Annotated in this window: 14 protein-coding genes; 4 read left to right on the forward strand and 10 right to left on the reverse strand. The window is 34.8% G+C overall.

The genetic code is table 11. The features are described 5' to 3' along the window. Positions 1 to 382: 382 nt before the first annotated feature. The 3 genes from BUC21_RS11995 to BUC21_RS12005 form a co-directional block, all read right to left on the reverse strand. Positions 383 to 2,005: a RagB/SusD family nutrient uptake outer membrane protein gene (locus BUC21_RS11995; RefSeq protein ID WP_073402730.1), complete on the reverse strand. Its 1,623-nt coding sequence runs from the start codon at positions 2,003 to 2,005 to the stop codon at positions 383 to 385. A 10-nt stretch (positions 2,006 to 2,015) separates the two neighbouring features. Next, a complete protein-coding gene (locus BUC21_RS12000) occupies positions 2,016 to 5,039 on the reverse strand; it encodes a SusC/RagA family TonB-linked outer membrane protein (protein ID WP_245797106.1) in 3,024 nt (1,007 codons plus the stop codon). 162 nt (positions 5,040 to 5,201) lie between these two features. Further along, on the reverse strand, positions 5,202 to 7,475 hold the full coding sequence (locus BUC21_RS12005) for a DUF2264 domain-containing protein (protein WP_073402913.1): 2,274 nt from the start codon (positions 7,473 to 7,475) through the stop codon (positions 5,202 to 5,204). A 172-nt stretch (positions 7,476 to 7,647) separates the two neighbouring features. On the opposite strand from BUC21_RS12005, the gene BUC21_RS12010 reads away from it, so the two are divergent. Next, positions 7,648 to 11,772, forward strand: coding sequence for a hybrid sensor histidine kinase/response regulator transcription factor (locus BUC21_RS12010; protein ID WP_073402732.1), 4,125 nt, complete (start codon positions 7,648 to 7,650; stop codon positions 11,770 to 11,772). Positions 11,773 to 11,951: 179 nt separating this feature from the next. Here BUC21_RS12010 and BUC21_RS12015 read toward each other — a convergent pair whose 3' ends face one another. From BUC21_RS12015 to BUC21_RS12045, 7 genes are all read right to left on the reverse strand, one after another. Beyond that, the gene (locus BUC21_RS12015) at positions 11,952 to 12,494 is read right to left on the reverse strand and encodes a 30S ribosomal protein S16 (protein ID WP_073402734.1); all 543 of its coding nucleotides are present in this window, start codon (positions 12,492 to 12,494) and stop codon (positions 11,952 to 11,954) included. Positions 12,495 to 12,685: 191 nt separating this feature from the next. Next, a complete protein-coding gene (locus BUC21_RS12020) occupies positions 12,686 to 13,534 on the reverse strand; it encodes an alpha/beta hydrolase (RefSeq protein ID WP_073402735.1) in 849 nt (282 codons plus the stop codon). Positions 13,535 to 13,536: 2 nt separating this feature from the next. Then, positions 13,537 to 15,540, reverse strand: coding sequence for an OPT family oligopeptide transporter (locus BUC21_RS12025; protein WP_073402737.1), 2,004 nt, complete (start codon positions 15,538 to 15,540; stop codon positions 13,537 to 13,539). A gap of 163 nt (positions 15,541 to 15,703) precedes the next feature. After that, a complete protein-coding gene (locus tag BUC21_RS12030) occupies positions 15,704 to 16,132 on the reverse strand; it encodes an Hsp20/alpha crystallin family protein (RefSeq protein ID WP_073402739.1) in 429 nt (142 codons plus the stop codon). 176 nt (positions 16,133 to 16,308) lie between these two features. After that, positions 16,309 to 17,409, reverse strand: a complete 1,101-nt coding sequence (locus BUC21_RS16775) for an acyltransferase family protein (protein WP_083547697.1) — start codon at positions 17,407 to 17,409, stop codon at positions 16,309 to 16,311. A gap of 25 nt (positions 17,410 to 17,434) precedes the next feature. Further along, positions 17,435 to 17,899, reverse strand: a complete 465-nt coding sequence (locus tag BUC21_RS12040; RefSeq protein WP_073402743.1) for an alanyl-tRNA editing protein — start codon at positions 17,897 to 17,899, stop codon at positions 17,435 to 17,437. Between the two features lie 65 nt (positions 17,900 to 17,964). Continuing rightward, positions 17,965 to 18,531 carry a hypothetical protein gene (locus BUC21_RS12045; protein WP_073402744.1) on the reverse strand — a complete coding sequence of 189 codons (567 nt, stop codon included), beginning with the start codon at positions 18,529 to 18,531 and terminating at the stop codon, positions 17,965 to 17,967. Between the two features lie 637 nt (positions 18,532 to 19,168). Here BUC21_RS12045 and BUC21_RS12050 point away from each other — a divergent pair. The 3 genes from BUC21_RS12050 to BUC21_RS12060 all read left to right on the forward strand — a co-directional run bounded on the left by BUC21_RS12050 (position 19,169) and on the right by BUC21_RS12060 (position 22,578). After that, on the forward strand, positions 19,169 to 20,560 hold the full coding sequence (locus BUC21_RS12050; RefSeq protein ID WP_073402746.1) for a family 43 glycosylhydrolase: 1,392 nt from the start codon (positions 19,169 to 19,171) through the stop codon (positions 20,558 to 20,560). Positions 20,561 to 20,572: 12 nt separating this feature from the next. After that, positions 20,573 to 21,526, forward strand: coding sequence for a polysaccharide deacetylase family protein (locus BUC21_RS12055; protein WP_073402747.1), 954 nt, complete (start codon positions 20,573 to 20,575; stop codon positions 21,524 to 21,526). Between the two features lie 413 nt (positions 21,527 to 21,939). Next, the gene (locus BUC21_RS12060; protein WP_073402915.1) at positions 21,940 to 22,578 is read left to right on the forward strand and encodes a nitroreductase family protein; all 639 of its coding nucleotides are present in this window, start codon (positions 21,940 to 21,942) and stop codon (positions 22,576 to 22,578) included. Positions 22,579 to 22,617 lie beyond the last annotated feature (39 nt).

The following is a 22,617-nucleotide window of genomic DNA, read 5'->3' on the forward strand; positions in this document are numbered from 1 at the left end:
ATTATATTATACAAAAAACTTGAAGAAGTTTTGTTTTATCAGAGTTCTTTAGGAACTATAACGATACGTCCTTTCAACTAAATTGCAAAAGAACCGATTGGGTTTACAGTTTCTGTGGATATTACTAGAACTGATTTACAATATTATTCTTATTCCTAAGCCAACTTGATATTTACTATTCACCAATATTTAATATTTATTGGCCTATGAATCTGATCCATTGGTCAATGGATTTTGATTGTTGGTGAATAATAGCTTGCCAATATAAAATGATATATAGGCTAAAAACAGATCAGGGAACTGTGTTTGAATTATTTCAACGCAGTTCCCTGATAATCTTTAGATTAACCTTATGAGGTTATTCAGGACAATATGTTTAATATTAATATCCTGGATTTTGCTCTAATTTACCATCTTTGTTTAAGTCAATTTCTGTCTTTGGAATAGGCCAGAGATTTTGTATTTTATCCGTGTTGCTAATAGCATAACTAGCTTCAAGTGATGCATTAGATAATGGATTGTTTGTCGCAATAAAGTCTTTATTCATAGCGGCACGTTTTTGTAATTGTCCGGTACGCATTAAAGTATAACGACGATTTTCTTCTCCGATTAATTCACGTGCACGTTCATCAAGAATAAAATCAATGTTTATTTGTGAAGCAGAAACCTGTCCCAGAGTAGGGCTTCCAAAGGCACGGGTACGAAGTACGTTGATTGCAGCAGCAGCTTCAGCTGTTTTATTTAGACCCAAATAAGCTTCAGCTAATAATAGATATGTTTCGCCAAAACGCATCATAGGAACATCGTGTATTGCTGTATAACCAAATGTATCATTTGGATCAAAGCAATTCCACTTAGTACAGTAAGGAGGTAATTTAAAGATAGAGTCGTTTACTGCATCTGTTCCTTTAAACTTTACACCGTTTACATAAAAATCGCGGTGAATATTTGCCTGAGAGTTACGAATATCCCCTGCCTGGTAAAGATTCAACATTCGGCTGCTCAAACGCATACGAGCCAAACCACGTCCACCTAAAGAATCACATAATACTAGACCTTTACTTGAATATTGATAATAAGCAGCAACCCAGCAACGGCGTTGTTGGAAAGAGCCAGACTGGCCACCAGTTACAGTATTGTTATTCTCACTTTCATAATTCCAGATGATTTCCTTATTACCTTGCTTACGGCGCATATATCCCTGAACAAACATGTCATGATAGAAATCGCTATAACTTAATCCTGAACGTAGAGATGTATTTAAGGCAAATTTACCAGAGCTTATAATTGTGTTGCAAGCATCAACTGCTTTTTGGTATTCTTTAGTACGAATATAAACTTCTGCTAATAATTGATTAGCTGAATACTTATTTACGCGACTGCCATTTTTAACAGCATCAGGTTCAGGTAAATTTGTTGTTGCATAAGTTAAATCTGCAACAATCTGTGCATTAACTTCGTTTAAAGTGGCACGGGTGTAATCTACTTTAGCTGTAGTTACAGGCTTTAATGACAATGGAACACCCCCAAAGAATACGGCTAACTGATCGTAACACCAAGCACGCATAAAGCATGCTTCTGCTTTATAGAGCGTATTATCGCTCTCACTTGCAGTTGAAATTCCAGATTCTACATTATCTATAATTACGTTAGTAGCATTAATAATATTATATAATTGTCTCCAGTATACTTGTGGAGCAGAAGCATCAGCTGTAAGTTTTTCATATTTGTACATTGGTAGTTCTATTCCCTGATATTGTGCCGGATCGCAAACATCAGTACCAACCTGGAATACGCATGGAAATCCTTGATCGTTGCTGTATGATTGGATTAAACTGAAATCGTAATACATACCAAGTGCCAAGGCATTCATACCTTTTGAATCAGTTAATGTTGCAGCTGTATAATTAGACATTGGAGTTTCGTCCAGATAGTCACTGCTACATGATGTAACAGCCATCATTGTTAAACCGGCCAATGCTAGTGATATATAATTCTTTTTCATAGTTTTTTTATTATTTAAGTGTCACGTTAATACCAATTACAAAACTCTTAGTTAGAGGGTAGTTATCTTCCCAGGTTCCGGAACCACGATTTGAGAAACTAGCTTCAGGATCCCAACCTACCCATGATGTCCAAGTATGAAGGTTACGTCCACTTCCATAAATAGTTAGTGATCCTAAACCAAATTTGCTGATTGCACTTTCATTGAAAGTATAACTTAATGTGATATCTTTTAAACGTGTATAACTGGCTTTGCGTGAGTAGCCATATCCGTAAGTATTAGTATATGTCAGACGAGGATATTCATTATTCATGTTTTCTGATGTCCAGTAACCGAATATGGCAGGAGTATTAATACGCCATGTTTCATCATAAGTTCTGATGTCAGTATTGCTCTTCATCATACCTTGAGCTGTTTGTACAAACACGCTCAGTGACCAGTTTTTATATGTAAATTTGTTGGTTAACCCACCTGTCCACTTCGGATCTCTTTGTCCTAGAATCTGTTTATCATCTGAAGTGATTTTACCATCTTTATTTGTATCTTCAAATTTAATATCACCAGCAACTGCAGTGTTATCCCAACCTTTGTTTAATCCGGCTTTAATTTCACTTTCTTGCCAGATACCTAGCATTTTATAGTCGTAAGAAACGTAAATTGGATGACCAATAAACTTAGCATTACCTATATCGTCTTTTTTATCTCCATAAAGGTCAATTATCTTGTTTTTATTAGTTGCAAAGATGAATGAAGTTTCCCAATTGAAATCTTTAGTTACAATATTACGTGTAGTCACTGTTGCTTCTAAACCAATATTCTGAGTTTTACCTAAATTTTGATATACGCTTGAATAACCAGTAACTTTAGGCAAGTTGCGCTCTAAAAGTAATCCAGAAGTATTTGACTTATAAAATTCAAGATTACCAGAAATTCTGCTCTTTAAGAATCCAAAATCCAAACCTATATTTGCACTTTTTGTTGTTTCCCATTCCAAATCACCATTTCCTAATGTGTTAGGATATATAGCTGTTAATGTTTTACCATCCATTGCTATACTTGCTGCGTTATTTTTTGATATTGTTCTATAAATAGGGATAGCTTCGTTACCAGACTTACCATAAGAAAGGCGTAGTTTCAAATTATCCAGCCAATAAAATTTCTTCATAAATTGTTCATTGGCAATATTCCAGCCTAACGCAACAGAAGGGAATGTACCATATTTAGATGTGTTTGCCCCAAATACAGATGAACCGTCGCGACGTACTGTAAATGTGAATAAATAGCGACTGTCATAAGAATAGTTCAAACGTCCCATGTAGCTGGTTGCAGCATAACGATCTGCATATGAAGAAGTTGTTTGAGTTGTTCCTCCATCTAAATAATTATATCCCAGTAAATCATTTACAAAACCTACTGCCTTAGCTGTTGTAGTCAGATAATTTCTGCTTTGTGCACTATACAAACCTGTTAAATCAAAATGATGCCTGTTGATATCTTTAGAATAAGTAAAGATGTTTTCAATAGTATAAGCATTTGTTTCAGTATTAGTTGTATATGCTGTACCATTCTTATCGTAAGATGCCAAACCTGCATAGCTTGAAGTTCTGGTTGGAAGGTAGTTATAACCAATATTTAAACGATATTTTAAACCATTAAGTGGCTTGAATATTTTGCCGAAGTTTAATTCTACATAACCATTCCCGTTTATGTTAACACTACGTCTTACGGCTTTTTTATTGTATTGGCAGAAAGGAGATGTGTACATTTCCTCTGGAGACATTGGTAATGTATTGTAAGTACCATCCTCATTATATTCCTGACCGTAAGGACTCATTGCAATACCATACAAAAAGTTAACACGGCCGCCATCTTTATTATGAGCTGCCAAATAAGCATTTGTTCCGATAGTTAAGTAGTCTGTTACATTAACATCAAAGTTCATACGGAAACTGTAGCGTTTGTATTGGTAACCTTTTAATATACCTTTCTGGTTTAGGTATTCACCTGATACGAAATACTTCATATTGTCAGTACCACCACTTAAACTTACATTGTGATCCTGATTAATACCTGTTTGTGAAATTTCGTCTAGCCAGTCAGTTTCTTTTCCTGCATTATAATTAGCAACTTCAGCCTGATTAGGAACTGGGGTTCCGCTTAATACTGTACCAGTTTTTTGGAACATGTAATCTTTATATTTCTGAACATATTCCTCACCTGTACGCATATTCAACTTATGAGCGTAATCTTCGATACCTGCATAACCATTATAACGAATAGTGGGTTTGCCTGTTTTACCACGTTTGGTTGTAATCAAGATAACACCATTTGCACCATTAGTACCATAAATTGCTACAGCCGATGCATCTTTCAATATTTCCATTCTTTCAATATCGTTCGGGTTGATATCTGATAGAGAACCACCACTTTTACTGATAGGCACACCATCAACAACAACATAAGGATCTGTGTTTGCATTGATGGAGTTTTTACCACGAATAACAGTTGAAGGACCATCACCCGGTATAGATGAACCTTGAGTTACAATAACACCAGCCGTTGCACCTTCCAATGCTTGCATTATATTAGATACCGGAAGTTTTGATAATCGGTCTTTGTTTACAGAAGTTACAGAACCTGTAACATCCGACTTTTTCTGAGTACCGTAACCTACTACAACAACTTCTTCTAATTCTCTGGAATTTTCATCCATAAGAACTACAAGGTCGGTTTGGTTACCTACAGCTAGTTCTTTTCCGTTATACCCTACAAAAGAAAATACAAGAGTTGCGTTTTTACCAATGCTAAGTGAAAATTCACCATTTAAATCTGTTATTGATCCTGTTGAGGAGCCCTTTACTAAAACAGAACATCCGATGAGCGGATCATTCGTTTTACTGTCTTTTACTACTCCTTTGATGGTCCGGTTCTGTGCCATAAGGCTAAACGGAGTTAGCAACATCAAAACGAGTAAGACAAGAATAGACTTTGACAGTCTGTCTTTACTAAGATAAACTTGATACATGTTTCTCATTTTTTAATTGATTTTTGGTTATTAAAGTCTGATGACTTGATGCAAATGTATTCTGAATTGTTAATTTCTGTATCCACAATTCAGCCAAATAACTCTATTTTTAGTGCAAAACCGATATTTTTGCCCTAAAATGATAATTAATTTAACATTTTGGCTGTGGGATTAGTAATTTATTGCATGATCTTTTGGAAAATCATTTCCGCTCCATGCTCGCTTTGAAGTCCAGTCCATAGGTGCGTCACTCCAGAATGGGTGAGAAGCCGGTAAACCTAAAGGTAAGAAAGCAAGTGAAGTAATATACATACTTCCATTGTTTGTATACCAGTCGGCTATGTTAGGCTGACTTTGAGTGAAACCAATACGTAGATATCCTTTTTCATTGAAATTTTTTCCGGAATCGAACATGTTGTGCATAACTGCTGTGAGTGCAGCACGAACTTGTCCGTTGCTTAATTCTGCCGGCAGTTGTTCTTTCCATGCCAATTGTGCTAATGGTTGGAATACTCCCATACGATAAGGTATTGAACGTCCAAAAACAGGGTAGGTACCTTCCGGAGAAATTAATCTTTCAAGTATCTGACTGTATTTCTGCATTCTCTTTAGTGCTATTTCGTATTGCTGAGTCGTTGCAATATTATTCTTTTTTAAATCGAGCATTACTTTTAAGCAGTCTACATACATCGGTTGAATTACGTAGCTATTGTAATAATCGAAAGCAAAGCTTGTTCCGTCACTATACCAGCTATCGCCTACATACCATTCTTCTATTTTTCTAAGAGCAGAATGGATACGGTAATAATCTGGCTGAGCATTTGCTTTGGCTAAAAAGCATTCTATAGTAGAAGAGAATAATAACCAGTTTGTGTATGGTGGATCTACACGGCGCAATTGTTGGAATTCTGCAATATAGCGTTGCTTGGTTGTTTCATCCAATGGTAGCCATAATTGATCGTAAGCACGTAGAAAACTTTGAGCCACATAGGCAGCATCAACTAAAGGCTGTCCTTCTTTTCTCCATAACAAGTAGTCAGCACTTTGAGGATCAACAGCATTTTTGTAACTAGCCAAAGCCCATTCACGTAATTGCTTGCGTCGCTGTCCTTCTGTTGTATTATCATCTGGCAGTGACAGCCATGGAGCAACTCCGGCCATCAGTCGTCCGAAACACTCCATATAAGTAACTCTCTTATCTCTGCCATCCCAGGTTGGGCTGACTTCGACCTGCATTTCTTCACTTAACTTTCCATTACTCATAGCCTTTAATACAGGCGATGCTATTTTATATAAGGTATTAGCCCAATATTCGCGATCGTGATTTACACCTAAATATCTGGCCATTTCACAAGAAGCCAATAAGAATGCTCCGACTCCGAAGTTGGAGGTAGAGTTTTTATCAACGACTTGTCCCGGAATTGCTCTGTCACCAATAGGTTGAACATATCCAATCTTTCCATTCGATTGCATAGCTACTTTTGATAAATAATTCCAGGCTTTTTTGCAAACAGGGCCAAAGGTGTCATTATCTAAATATCCGTTATTAATACCCCATAGCAATCCGTAAGTCATTAATGCAGTGCCACTGGTTTCTGGTCCCGGAGCAAAACTTGCATCGTATAAACTACGTGTCCAGTAACCTTCAGGTTGTTGGCATGCAGCTAAGGAAGAAGCCATTTTTTTGAATTTCTTTACGAAGAAATCGTGATGTTTATAGTCTTTTGGTAAATCTTTCAGCACTTTTGCCAGTCCGGCTATAACCCAGCCATCTCCACGTGCCCAGAAATCTTTTTTATCATTACCACTTTTATGTTTTGGATATACATAACGAGCGTCGCGATAGTAAAGTCCTTCTTTTTCATCATACATTAATGAATCGCAATAAAGCGTATATTCATATAGCTTATCAAGATATTGTTTATTATTGGTTATTCTATATAATTTTGTCATAACCGGCATTACCATATAAAGACCATCTGCCCACCACCAATAATCTTTTCTGGCAGTGCTCATTTCATATTCCATGACCTGTCTTGCTCTGGCTATTTTTCTAGGATCGGGATCTGCTGTATAAAGGTCACAGAATGTTTGAAAACAAACCTGATAATCGCCAAATAATACATATTCATTGCTTTCTCCATAAGTCAACTTCCATTCTGATTTATTATCAGATTTAGCACCTTTCCATTCATTGTGCTGAGCCCAGGCTTCTGAATAATTTTTGTATTCAGCAGTTCCGGTAAGAAAGTAAGCTTCCATATTTCCGGTATGATAAACTGCATTATCCCAAAAAGCTCGACCATGTTCCGGATTCTGTTTTTGCCAGTAACGGTTTACTTTGTGAATGATTTTAATAACTTCTTCTTGTTCCGTAGTTTTGTTGGTAAATGAAACTAGTAGTAACGCGGCGAACGGTAATACCAATTTAAACAATTTATTCATAGTATATAATTTAATAAATTTCATTAGATGCAAAGTTGCGCTTATAATTATTAAAGGAAGGAGAAAATACACTCATTTTGGTCTAAAAAGATTTCATTGGTACTTTTTTATACCTAAAATAATTGTTTGAAAGAAGGTATAATGTTTACTTTGCTACAAAGAATCTTTTAGCATGAAAACATCTAGTTACTTTAGTATCTCATTATTGGTAATCTTTTTATTTCTCTCTCTAAGTGTATTTTCACAGAAGGAATCAAAGACCGTTTTATCATTTGCACAAATATCAACCACACAAGGATTGCCAACCAATGAAGTGCATTGTATCTATCAAGATAAGCAAGGCTTTATTTGGATAGGAACAAATAGTGGTCTTTGCCAGTATGATGGAGCACAGTTAAAGGTTGTAAAAGATAATCTTTCCAATCCAGGATTACCTATTAATAATTATATAAGATGTATTGTTGAAGATGATCAGCAACAATTATGGATAGGAACAAATGATGGTATTACAATTCTGCATAAACGTACTGGTATAATAGAAAAACTAAAACTTGAGAATTTTAATAATGTTGTAGTAACGCGTATATTGATAACAAGCAATAAACGCTATTTAATAGGTACCGAACAAGGATTGTACGAATATATACCTTCGAATAAGCAGCTAATTCATTTGAACAGACTGCGTACTGGAAATGTGTTTGCTAATGGATTGTCTGTTATGGATTTAATGGAAGATTCTAAGAAGAATGTTTGGATTGGAACTTGGGGAAATGGGTATTATCGTTTAAGTTTATCTACCAATAGATTCTTTTCATATCCTCAGTTAAATGCCAGAAATTCAGCTTTTTCTATTTTTGAGGATAGCAAGCATCGTATATGGATTGGTTCATGGGGATATGGTCTTTTTCTATTACAGAATCCATATGATTCACAAAAAACTAAAAGTATAAATTTTAGTGCTACAGGAACATCTGATGCAATTTGCAGTAACTCAATCTATGACATAGGTGAAGATAAAAATAATCATGAAGTTTGGTTAGCTACCAGAAATGGGCTGAGCGTAATTCATGAGGTGGGTAAAAAGTTCTATTTTCAAAATTATTCTCCTAATAATACAGCTACATCTATATCATATAATGATATAAGCACAATTCTTTGTGACGGTGAAGGAATGATGTGGCTGGGAACGCAAGGAGGAGGAATTAATACAACAGTAACACAGACTTCGCCTTTTGCATATCATAAAATAGAAACTGAAAAAAGTAGTTTTTCTTCCATTCGCTGTTTGTTTGTTGATAAAAAAGGTATTATATGGATGGGATTAGGTAGTGCAGGTTTTTATCAATATAATAGGAATACGGGCGTTTATACACATAACCGTCAGTTGCCGGATTTTAAAATGTTGAATGAAATACCGACTGTAAATTCAATTGTACAATCAAAAAGAGATGGGTCAATATGGATTGGAACTCACGGAACAGGAGTCATAATATACTATCCTAATAAGCCTTCAGGGCAACGCATTATTAATTATAATCAAAATAACCTCAGCACCCTTCCGCACGGATGTGTTTTTTCAATGTTGGAAGATAAAAGTTATAACTTTTGGTTAGGGACTAAGGGGGGATTATGTATATGTACTCCAAACGGAAAAAGTGTTGGATTTGCTTCTACTAAAATAGATAATATACCTCTTAATACATTTGCTATTGTTTCAATTATTCAAAGACGTTCCGGGGAAATATGGCTTGGAACAAGTAATGGTGGAATTTTGAGAGCTATTGGTAGTTTAAAACAATTAGATAAGTTGCGTTTTATAAATTATACTCCCGTAAAAAAGAACTTGAATAATATTTCAATTCTTTGCCTTTTTGAAGATAGTAAACGAAGACTTTGGGCTGGAACAGATGGGGGAGGATTGAGCTTATTTGATGAGAAGAAGAATATGTTTATACCGGTTCATGATACCTTTAATTTACCAGGTGATGCTATTTTTAGTATTCAAGAGGATAAACAGCATAATTTGTGGATGAGTTCTAACGCCGGATTGATAAAACTGATTGTTCCAGATAATCTTAATGAAGTTAGTTATCGATTGTACACCAGACATGATGGATTGCAGGATAATCTTTTTAATCGGAATGCATCATTTGTAACAGGTAATGGAGAAATGTTTTTTGGCGGAAATCGTGGATTTAATAGTTTCTTTCCCGAGCAAGTTACAGTGAAAGAATATTTCCCGTCTTTTGTTATTAAGGATATTAAGTTATTGAATGTATCGTGGGCTTCTTTGCCTGAAAAAGAACGTTATAAGATTTCATCAATAGCTCCATCTTATACTAAGAAAATTCAATTGAATTATAAACAAAATGATTTTAGTATAGAATTTGCCACACTAGGTTTCACTGATTCACCAAGTTTTAAATATTCCTATAAATTGGAAGGATATGATTCTAAATGGCAGTATACAGAAAATCAAAATTTTGCCCACTACAATAATTTACCTTCTGGTACTTACCATTTTAAACTCAGATCAACTAATGCAAATGGTATTTGGAATAAAGAGGTAAAAACACTTGAGATTGAAATATTACCGGCTCCCTGGGAAACATGGTGGGCTTATTGTCTCTATATTCTCTTTGCTGCTTTTATTGCTTATCGAATTATCAGTCAATTAAATAAGCGGATTCGTGATAAGAATGTTGCTGAGTTGAAAGAACTGGAACGTGCTAAGATGGAAGAATTAAATCATTCCAAACTTCAGTTCTTTACTAATATTACCCATGAATTACTTACACCATTAACGGTTATTTCTGCTGCTGTAGACGAATTGAAGCTATCTATGCCTAAAGGAGAGGAGACTTATCAGGTTATTACAAATAATACAAACCGATTGATCAGATTGATTCAGCAGATTCTTGAATTTAGAAAAGCAGAATCAGGAAACTTGAAACTAAAGGTTCAGCAAGGAGATCTTGCTCTATTTATTACAAATAATGTGAATAGTTTTTTCCCGTTGATGAAAAAGAAAAAGATTCATTGTTCTGTAATATGTACTCCAGAACATCTGAATGGCTATTTTGACTGTGATAAGTTGGATAAGATAATTTATAATCTTCTTTCTAATGCAGCAAAATATAATCAACCAGGAAAAACAGTACTTGTTGAATTGACTTATAAACCTGAAATTCAACATGCGGTTATATCTGTTAAGGATAATGGAGATGGAATAAGCCCGGATAAAGTCAACCAATTATTTAAACGCTTTTATGAAGGTGATTATCGTAAATTTAATACCATAGGTACTGGAATTGGATTATCGCTCACTAAAGATTTGGTTCAATTACATGAAGGAACTATATCTGTAAGTAGCGAGGAAGGAAAAGGTTGTGAATTTATTGTTTCAATTCCGATTTGCCGGGACGCTTATAAGGAACATCAGATTGATGACTCTACTACTATTTATACAGCTCCACCAATGGAAGCTGATAAAGAAGATGAAAGCATTGTGGAAGAGAAAACAAGAGATTATTCTTTATTGCTGATTGAAGATGACGAAGATTTATTGAACCTTATGGTTAAGCTATTGAGCGTTAGCTATAATGTATACACAGCAATGTCTGGGAAAGAAGGGCTTAATATGCTCGAACAAGAGAATATTGATTTGGTGGTTTCTGACATTATGATGCCGGAAATGGATGGAATTGAGTTTTGTAAAGCTGTAAAAACTAATTTGAACACATCACATATTCCCATTATTATATTGACAGCCAAAACAAGGGAAGAGGATCGTGTGCTTGCTTATGAATCGGGTGCGAATGGATTTATAACCAAACCTTTCTCTCTGAGTGTGCTTCATGCTAAAATAAAGAACTTGCTTAAGGATAAGGAACGCGCAAATTATGATTTTAAAAAGCAACTGGTTTTTGAAGTGAAAGAACTGAATTATACAGATATTGATGAAAAATTTCTGAGTGAAGCTGTGGAATGTGTAAATAAGCATTTGGACAATCCGGATTTTGATCAGGAGCAGTTTGCAATTGCAATGAATGTAAGTAAATCTACCCTTTACCGTAAATTGAAATCTCTTACAGGGCTCAATACAACTGCATTTATCAGAAATATTCGTATTAAAGCTGCTTGTAGAATTATGGATGAAAAAAAGAATATACGTATTTCTGATTTAGCTTATGCAGTAGGTTATAATGATCCAAAATATTTTGCAGTTTGTTTTAAAAAGGAATTTGGAATGCAGCCTTCAGAATATATGGAAAAATATATTTCTCCAACAGTTTAAAGATTGCTCTGTATTCTAAAAACTAATTGGCATATTGACTATGTTCAATATGCTTCATTTAAATGTTGGGATGAAGATAAATGGCTGCCAGATTAAGATATGTAGAAAAGAAAATCCCCCAGAAATTAATATTCCTGAGGGATCTTTTAATGCTTTATCGAATAAATAAAGTCGGCTGATTACTCAGCAGCAGGAGCTTCTTCTACAGCAGGAGCAGCTTCTTCAGCAGCTGGTGCAGCAGCGGCAGCTTCAGCAGCAAGTTCTGCAGCTTTCTTTTCTGCTAATACTTGAGCTTTTGCTTCATTGATTTTCTTTTCAGCATCTAAGCGTGCTTTAGCTTCAGCTTTAGCAGCTTCATCGTTCTTAGCTTTCAATGCAGCAAGACCGTTTTCTTTGTTGCCTTTCCAAGCTTCGAATTTAGCATCAGCTTCAGCTTCACCAAATGCGCCCTTAGCAACACCACCAAGTAGGTGCTTTTTCATGTAAACTCCTTCACGAGAAAGAATATTACGAACTGTGTCAGTAGGTTGAGCTCCTGTAAGAACCCAATATAATGCACGGTCGAAATCCAAATCTATTGTTGCAGGATCGGTGTTAGGGTTGTAAGAACCGATTTTTTCAATAAACTTACCATCACGTGGTGCTCTGCTGTCCGCAATAACAATCTGATAGAACGCGTAGCTCTTGCGACCGCGTCTTTGCAATCTGATCTTTGTTGCCATTTTAAATAATGTTTTTTAATTAATGATTTGAATTAATGCTAGTATCTCGTACTAGCGGGCGCAAAGTTAACTCTTTTGTTTTGAATGACAAAGAGTTCGAAAAAAATAATCACCAAAAAGAATAAATCCTTTTGGTGATTATTATGTATAAATACCGATTGTGATATTAAATCAAACGTTCGATATTAGTTTTATAACTCACGAAGCCATTTTTCCAATTCTTCAGTCCACTGACGTTTGTATTTGAAGTTATCACGGAATCCCCATCCATGACCTCCAATAGGATAAATATGCATTGAGGCAGAAACTTTGTTCTTTAAGAGTGCAAGATAGTAGTTTACTCCATTTTGTGGAGGAACTGCTCCATCATCATTCGAAAGAGCTATAAAAGCTTTAGGAGTTTCGGGAGTTACTTGCAATTCATTTGAATATAATGTTTCCAACTCTTTGCTCGGATTCTTTCCTATCAGATTTTCACGTGACCCTCCATGAGTGTATGTTTTATCCATTGTAATAACAGGATAAAGCAATATTTGAAAATCCGGGCGAGTCTCAGCAGTGAAGTGTGTAGCTAAAGTAGAAGCTAAATGACCACCTGCAGAAGCTCCCATAATTCCTACTTTATGGGTGTCTATGCCCCATTCTGAAGCATGTTGGCGAACAATAGTAATAGCTTGTTTTGCATCCGAGATAGGTACTTCATTGTGACCATTAGGCATACGATACTTTAAAACTATATATGTTATTCCCTGAGCATTAAACCACGGAGCCATGTCATGTCCTTCGTGATCCATAGCTAAGCGAGAGTAACCACCTCCAGGACACATAATAATGGCTTTGCCATTACCATTTTTTGCCTGATAAACAGTAATAGTAGGAGAGACTACGTTGCTAATACGGTTTTTTTCATTTTCCTGTTCAGTCCCTTTTAACTCATTAGAATTTGGTGCGCCATTTGGCCATAGTGGTAACTCTATTGGTTTTTGAGCAAAGAGAGCTGTTGTTGCAGTCAGCATCACTGTCAATAGTAGTTTTTTCATGTTTATTTTAAATTTGAAGATTTGTGCATTGTAGCTTTTACAAAATAAACGATCAATACAAAATAAGCGATGATAGAAACAACTTCCGACCATGAATTAGACAGCCATTCTTCATTTACAAGGTTTACTCCGCAGAAACGGATACCTGCGCTGATAACTCCCATTAAAGCACCACCGGCTATGAATCCGGAAGCAAGAAGAGTTCCTTTTTCTCTGCGTTCTGAATTTATAGCATCATCATTTGAACGAGTTGTAACATACCAATTGATAGCTCCACCTACTAAAAGTGGAATATTCAATTCTAATGGAATAAACATACCTAATGCAAATGCTAGTGCTGGTATTCCGCAAAGTGTAAGAACAATAGCAAGAACTGCTCCAATTCCGTAAAGTATCCATGGAGCACCAACGCCATTCATTAATGGTTCAATCACTGCAGCCATAGCGTTAGCTTGTGGAGCTGCAAGCTGACCGCTTGAGAATCCATAAGTTTTATTCAATATAATCATTACACCACCTACAGTTGCAGCGGATACGATTGTTCCTAAAAACTTCCATGTTTCTTGTTTTGCAGGAGTTGTTCCAAGCCAGTAACCAATTTTTAAGTCCGTAATAAAACCACCGGCCATAGACAATGCGGTACAAACTACACCACCCATAACTAAAGCAGCAACCATACCCGAAGGACCTTTTAAACCAACAGCAACCATTACTACAGAGGCTAAGATAAGAGTCATCAATGTCATTCCTGAAACAGGGTTTGTTCCAACAATAGCAATAGCATTAGCTGCTACTGTAGTGAAAAGGAAAGTAATTCCTGCTACAAGAAGAATGGCGACTATACATTGATAAATATTTCCTTGCATTACGTCAAAGAAGAAAAATAAAAAGACTAAAGCTATTGTGAGAATAGAGCCAATAGCAATAACCTTCATTGACAAATCGCGTTGTGTACGGGGAATGTTTGCTTCTACGTCACTGTTTCCACCCATTTCTTTAGCAGCAAGTCCTACAGCACTTTTAATAATTCCCCATGATCTGATTATTCCTATAATTCCAGCCATAGCGATACCACCAATACCAATGCTTTTTGCATAGTATTTAAAGATTAGTTCAGGACTCATCATTCCTACAGTTGTAGTAATATCAGGATTCCACATATTAAGAACACTATCTCCCCATATTAAAGAAATACCAGGTATAATAACCCACCAAACAGCAAGTGAACCAAAACAAATGATTGCAGCATACTTTAGTCCGATTATATAACCTAAACCAAGTACGGCTGCACCGGTATTAACCTTAAATACCAATTTGGCCTTATCGGCAATCATTTCACCAAAACCAGTAACACGAGTCGTGAAGTTTTCGTTCCACCATCCGAAAGTAGCAACAATAAAGTCGTATAATCCACCTACCAAACTGGCTATCAAAAGAGGTTTAGCCTGGTTACCACTTTTCTCTCCTGAAACAAGAACCTGAGTAGTAGCAGTTGCTTCCGGAAAAGGATATTTTCCATGCATCTCTTGTACGAAATATTTTCGGAATGGAATTAGGAATAAGATTCCAAGTACGCCTCCTAAAAGAGAACTGACAAAAACTTGAAGAAAACTAACAGACATTTCAGGGTATTTTGCCTGAAGTATATATAATGCAGGCAGAGTAAAAATTGCGCCGGCTACAATAACTCCGGAACTGGCTCCGATAGATTGAATAATCACATTTTCACCTAAAGCATTTTTCCTTTTTGCAGCACTTGAAACTCCAACAGCAATAATAGCAATTGGAATAGCAGCTTCAAATACCTGTCCAACTTTAAGCCCAAGATAGGCCGCTGCAGCTGAAAAGAGAATAGCCATGGCAACACCCCACATCACTGACCATGGAGTAACTTCCTTATACTGTTTATCAGGAGACATTAATGGGTTGTAAACTTCACCCGATTTAAGTTCTCTGAATGCATTTTCGGGCAATCCCGTTAATTTTTCGTCTTCTTCGTGTTTCATATTTAATAAATTGTTTTTTTATTGAACTTCAAAGAAACAAAAAATATCAATTATATGCAATTCTGAGTTTAACTAAAGTGTATTTAAATACAAAAAGAGGCCACTACTGTTTTGTATCGTAGTAACCTCTTTTCATTTACAAATTATAAATAGTCAGACTAGTCTATTTTATCTCAATAACTCGTTGAGCTTTCTTTTCTTCCTCTGGAGTTCTTTTCGGTATATTAATCGTTAGTACCCCATTATCCATTGCTGCTCCGATTTTATCTTTTACAACATTGTCAGGAAGATACATTGTTTGTTGGAATTTAGTGTAAGAGAATTCTCGTCTCAGATAACGGCTTTCCTTGTTTTCTTCTTTGTTTTCTTGCTTCTTCTCCATGGAAACAATCAGCTGATTGTCTTCATCTATTCTGATGTTGAAATCTTCTTTTGTCATTCCTGGAGCAGCAACTTCTACTTTGTATTCGCTCTCAGTCTCAATTACATTGATAGCGGGAGCAGTAGCGCTTGATTTGACCATCCAGTTGTTGTCGAATAAGTCATTAAATACGTCAGGTAACCAATTTTGAGATCTTCTAACAGGCATCATAATTTTAATCTCCTATCTTTTAAAAGTTAAACATTAAATCTATAATGAACTGGGTTTTTTTTGAACTCAATTTCACTAAATAAATAACAATGTTCATGCCAAGATGGTTTACTGCATATTTGTCTCTTTACGCTGACAAAATTTCTTTTCAAACTGGCTTCTAATGTCAATTTTTCCTATTGTTTAAAAGATAGGAATCTCAAGAACCTGGTTCGCGAGAATAAGTAATTTAGGAGTAATGGAACTGTTAAGCCGATAATAGAATAAAAGATCCAGAAAATATTATTTCGCCAGGATATTACCGGATGGCATCCAATCAATAATGGGTCAAGGCCATAATATGCTATTTTTATATAACTGACAATTTTATAACTCAGAATACTGAGTACTATAATGGGCATTGTGTTGTTTCCCAGATATAAAAGAGATTTCTTTATAGTTAAATACGCAATGTTGTTACTCTTTCTGCAATCAAACCATGACGAAAATTTGTATGTCATAACCCATCCCAGAATTGCGGGTATAAATGTTCCTAAGTACAACTTTAATTTGGGATTAGACGCTAATGAAGTAGGATTTATATATGAGATTATACAAACTAGAAAAAATGACGATATTAATATTGCATTATCATATTTTAGATTCTCATTTATTCTAGAATTACGAAATATAAAACCTACTCCAAAATAGAATATACCATATATCTCTCTGATTCCGCCTTGAGGTATGTATGGAAGCTTAATTCTCCATAAAGACATTATAAATCCGGATATAAATGCAATTAAGCAAATCAATAGAGCTGTATTCGTATTCCTCAAATTAAATAGCTTTTTGATAAGATAAAAAAGAAGGCAAAATAAGATGCTTGATATAAACAATGCACGTAAGAACCAAAATGTGCCTAAAAATGTTTGTTCATAGTCGCCCATGCTGGTTATTATGTTGAACGCCTTCTTTAGAATATCCTCAAAACTAAATAATTCTGAACGACCAAAACGAGCATTTAAAATATTTGCTTTAAAAAATATGTTATGCAAGAAAAGAAATATCAGGCTCCATTTTACAAATGGTAAATACAACCCTTTAAACCTCTTTTTAATAAATAGGAATTTATCATCTGTATACTTTGTAGAAAAGAAATAGCCAGAAGCAATAAAGAATAAAGGCATATGAAAGCTATAAATAAAACGGCCCATAAAAGCAGGACAAGCTGAATGCCCTATTACCATTAATATTATACCAATACCTTTACAAATACTGATTGTATTGTTTTTCATCCCTGTTCTTTAAAAGGTAATGATATTATTTTCTGTCAAGCTTAAATCTGATTCTAAATTTACCTTCTGAATAATCTGTGCTAATTATTTTAAACGTTCCAATTTCAGATGTATTTTCTACGTGAAGACCAATGCAGGCACAAATGTCATAGTCGCCAACATATACTAATCTTAATGTTTCGCTCGCATCTTCGGGTAATTTGCTCAGGTCTACACATGCCGGAACCTCCTGACGAGATACAAAAACACTTGTAATTGGAAGATTTTGATTTATGACTTCATTTACTCTCTTTTCTATTTCATCAATTTTATCAGCAGTAGGAGCTTCATTTAAAAAATAATCGCACTTACTTTTTTTCTTTTCTATATGGTTGGTTCTTGACCTTTCGCAGCCAAACATTCTTATCATTGTTTGATTTAGTATATGCTCTGCAGAATGCATTGGCGGAAATTCGGTTTTGTTATGCTCGTTTAATATTGATTCTTCCATTTCTAATATTGTTTTTGCAAAGATACTATTTTTTAGGAATGGAGAATGGAACTTTAAAGTACTTCTTATTTTTCAAATGCAAAGTCCTTTAATGCTTCAAGTTCTTTTGCAATTTGAGTTTCCCATTCTTTTTGTTTAATTGGGTTACAGCCAGAATTGGTATCTAATGTATACTCACTTTTTCGATTGACGAATTTAGTCATAAGTTGGTGATCTAACTCTTTTATTGCTTCTGTTCCGGAAATTATTGTCTTTCGGTTATCCCGCAAGGCTTTTCTGAATTCACGAGCGTAGATTTCGCATAAATCGAATAGTGTTTGCTGAAATATCAAAGTTTCTTTTATATTTGCTGTTGTATCAATCTGAGATGCTGATTTTATCATATAGTTAAGAACTCTTTTATTGAAGTTCTTAGTAAGGAAATTAAATCCGTTTATGTGATATTCTGTTGAGAATTGAGCCGAACTAACTTCTTTTCCACTACTCTTTATGCCAAAATCATCCACCGTAAGTTTCTTTGTAGCACTCCAGTATATTAAGTTTTTGTCTGTTGATTTTTGAGCAAATGTTATACTTGAGTATGTAAATAATAAAATTAGTGTAAATAGCTTGTTGGTATTAATGTTTTTCATTCTGATATATAATTAAAAAGTAGTCTTTATTCAGAAGAACAAAATTAGTAAAATAATGTATCATTTTTTATTTTTAAGCTATAAAAATCTATGGTATTATTATTTCGGCCTGGTGAAGCTAATAGAAAAATATTAGAAAAAACATTTTTATCTGCTACATCTACCACTAAAATTCTTGAAACTATTATAAGCAGGACTTTTCAGCTAGTGGCAGATGTTTTGATGAGCATTGTTATCTGCTACTAGCATCTTTTGTTTACCACCATTTTCAGTGAACTTTGATTTTAAAGATTATAGGCTATTGTTGGGGGAGATTTGAAGAATATGCAAAAAAAAAAGGAGTCACGCCTGACTCCAACCTTTGTTAACCTTAAATCTAATACTATGAAAAACACACTGCAAATGTACGGAGTTTTGCGATATCTCCAAAAGTTTAGGCTATAAAAGTATGTTTTATAACACGATTTAATATTTCTATTCTAAAATGTTAATAAGAAACTACCCAAATGAACAAGATTACATGCGTTTTGAACGGAAATAATAGTGAATATCCATAATAAATATTTTTCTTTGTAGCTGCAAAAACGACTAATATATAGTCAGATATTATATTTAAAAGTAAAACAACTGTTAACCGATGAAAATAAAACTACTTATCACTTTGTGTTTATGCATCTCTTTTATGTCGTTTATAACTCTTCATGGCGAAAATAGATATAAAGCTATCTATAGCGGCATTCCTTTGTTTGACCAAAATAACAAAGAAGTGAATGCTCATGGAGCCTGTATTGTGAAGGAAGGAAATAAATATTATTTATTTGGAGAATATCATACCGATACTAGTAATGCATTTACCGGTTTTAGTTGTTATTCATCCTCCAATTTAACGGATTGGAAATTCGAAAAGATAGTTTTGCCATTGCAGGCAGATGGTTTGTTGGGACCTGATAGAATAGGAGAACGTGTTAAAGTAATGAGATGTCCTTCTACGGGAGAATACGTAATGTTCATGCATACGGATAATCTGAAATACAGTGATCCTCATGTGGGATATGCCACTTGTAAAACAATCAATGGCAACTATGAATTTAAAGGAGAATTGTTACATAATGGCAAATATCTGAAGAAATGGGATTTAGGAACTTTTCAGGATAATGATGGAAAAGGATACTTGCTTACTCACGAAGGATTTATTTATGAATTAGCTTCTGATTATAAATCGGTAAATCAGATTGTTGTATCTGAAGCTATTCATGGAGGAGAAGCTCCGGCTATGTTTAAAAAGAATGGAACCTATTTCTGGCTTTTTTCAGATAAAACCAGTTGGGAACGGAATGATAATTACTATTTAACGGCTCAATCAATTAAAGGTCCATGGATAAAAAGAGGATTCTTTGCACCAAAAGGTTCATTAACGTGGAATTCTCAGTCTACCTTTGTATTACCTATCGTTTATGGAAACGATACTTTACACTTATATATGGGCGATCGCTGGTCGTTTCCAAAACAAGGTTCTGCGGCGACTTATGTTTGGCAACCCATCTCTATATGCGGCGACGAAATTTCTATACCTGCATTTCGTGAAAGCTGGCAAATGGATAAGTCTATGCCCGGTTGGTCTGCGATTGATATTAAAAGAAAGTCGATAAAAGAAAAATGTATTGTTGAGCAAGGCATCTGGAAAGCGATCAATGGTTGTCAAAAATCAAAAGAAAAAGGTGCAATAATTAGTTATTCTTTTAAAGGAAAACAGATTGGTATAAAGGCACTATCAGGTAAAACAAGTGGTTACGCAAGAATTTCAATTAAGAACGATAAAAACAAAGAAATTATAAATTCCATTATTGATTTTTATAGCAAGTACGAATATTCATCACAGAAATTTTTAAGTCCGATATTGAAGTCAGGGAATTATACCCTCAGTATTGAAGTTTTGGGAGAGCATCCGGCATGGAGCGATAAAAGAAAGGCTGATTATGGAAGTACAGATAATTATGTTATGATTGAAGATGTTTACACGATAGACTAAAAATTACTAATTATGAAAAAACTAATATTATTTGTTTCATGGCTTGCAATTTTTAATAGCCTGCATGCTGCAGACAATGAAGTGTATGTGGCTAAATACAAGAATGATAAAGCTTGTGCCATAAGTTATACTTTTGATGATGGACTAAAGGAGCATTATACACTAGCTGCTCCTGGCTTGGAAAAACTGGGCTTTAGAGGAACTTTTTGGGTAAATGGATTAAGTGTTGAAACAAATGGTGACACAGATAATTCTAATGTTTCCTGGGAAGAATTAAAAGAGATGAGTAAAAAGGGACATGAAATATCTAATCATGGATGGTCTCACAAAAATCTGACGAAAATAACTTTAGAGGAAGCTGCAGTCGAAATAGAGAAAAATGATAGTATAATTAGTGCTAATTTAGGTTTTGTACCACGTACTTTTTGTTATCCTTATAATGCCCGAAATGAAGAAGTATTAGAGATAGCCTCTAAAAACAGAGTTGACACTCGTACAAAACAGATTGCTGTTGGTGGACATTCTACTCCCGAAAAACTGGATCAATGGATAAATGAATTGTTGAATACCGGCGAGTGGGGTGTGGGCATGACGCATGGTATTACTTATGGTTATGATGCATTTAATGATTCAATAGTTTTGTGGAATCATCTCAGAAAGGTGAAATCTATGGAAGATAGAATCTGGGTAGGAACTTTTCTTGAAGTTGCTTCATACATTAAAGAGAGAGACAATATAAAAATAAAGGTATTGGAGGGGAAGAAACAACTGCAAATTATCCCTGAACTGCAAATGGATAAGAACTTATTTACAGAATCGCTGACTTTGGTTGTAAAAAGAGAGGGACTAAAGAGTGTTGAAGTGAAGCAAGGTAAGAAAAAGCTTTCAGCCCATATATTTCCTGATAAAGTGATGTTTGATTTTAATCCATATTCAGGACCAATACAAGTGAAATTTAAAATATAACCAGAGTTTAAATTATTATTGTTATGCCTCCTTTATCAAAAGTCTATTTGATAAGGGAGGCTTTTTTTATGATATGATTGTTTGCTACATAGAATCTATTTAGGTGTAATTTGAGTATGTGCAAAAAAAAAGGAGTCACGCCTGACTCCAACCTTTGTTAACCTTAAATCTAATACTATGAAAAACACGTTGCAAAGATACGGCTTTTGAGGAAAACTCCAAGCGGTTTTGCTTTAAAAGTATGTTTTATAACATGATTTAATACTTCTATGCGTAAATGTTTAATAGTGCAAACAGGTATAATATACATTTAAATATTGCATTACCTTTTATAAGTCCTTCCATTTTAGATAACAAAAATACTATCTTTGTTTTATAAGTTTTTCTGATACATTAATTTAAATAATATGGGTATGAGTAAATTGAAAGTATTAAATGTTGTTTTAGCGGTTGTATTATTAATATTAATCATTCTAACACTTTTTTGTATGAAGCAGGATGGGAAAACAGAAGCAAGTGCCTCTGGTAGTAGAAAGTCGGCAATTGAAATTATTCATAAGCGAACCAGTGTAAGAGACTATACAGAGAAAAAAGTTACTAGAGATCAGTTGGAAACTCTTGTTCGTGCCGGTATGGCTGCTCCAACGGCTATGAATAAACAGCCATGGTTGTTTGTTGCAATAGACGATAAAGAGCTTCTAAATTCTTTGGGTGCAGTGTTGCCTTACGGTAAAATGCTTTTAAAATCTACTGCTGCTATTATTGTTTGCGGAGATATGAATAAAGTACTAGATGGTCATGGTAAAGAGATGTGGATACAAGACTGTTCTGCTGCATCTGAAAATATTTTGTTGGCTGCAACAGATTTGGGCCTTGGTGCTGTTTGGACGGGAGTTTATCCTTCTGAAGATCGTGTTTCTGCCGTAAAAAAGGTGCTAAATTTATCTGAAAATCTTATCCCTTTAAATGTTATTCCTGTTGGATATCCTGCCGGAGATACAAATCCTAAAGATAAATGGAAAACTGAAAATTTACATTGGAATAAATGGTAATTAATTTCTCTGAAGGTGTTTTTGGAATATATGCAAAAA

Origin of the sequence: Bacteroides luti (assembly GCF_900128905.1) — a bacterium.
Lineage (GTDB): Bacteria > Bacteroidota > Bacteroidia > Bacteroidales > Bacteroidaceae > Bacteroides > Bacteroides luti.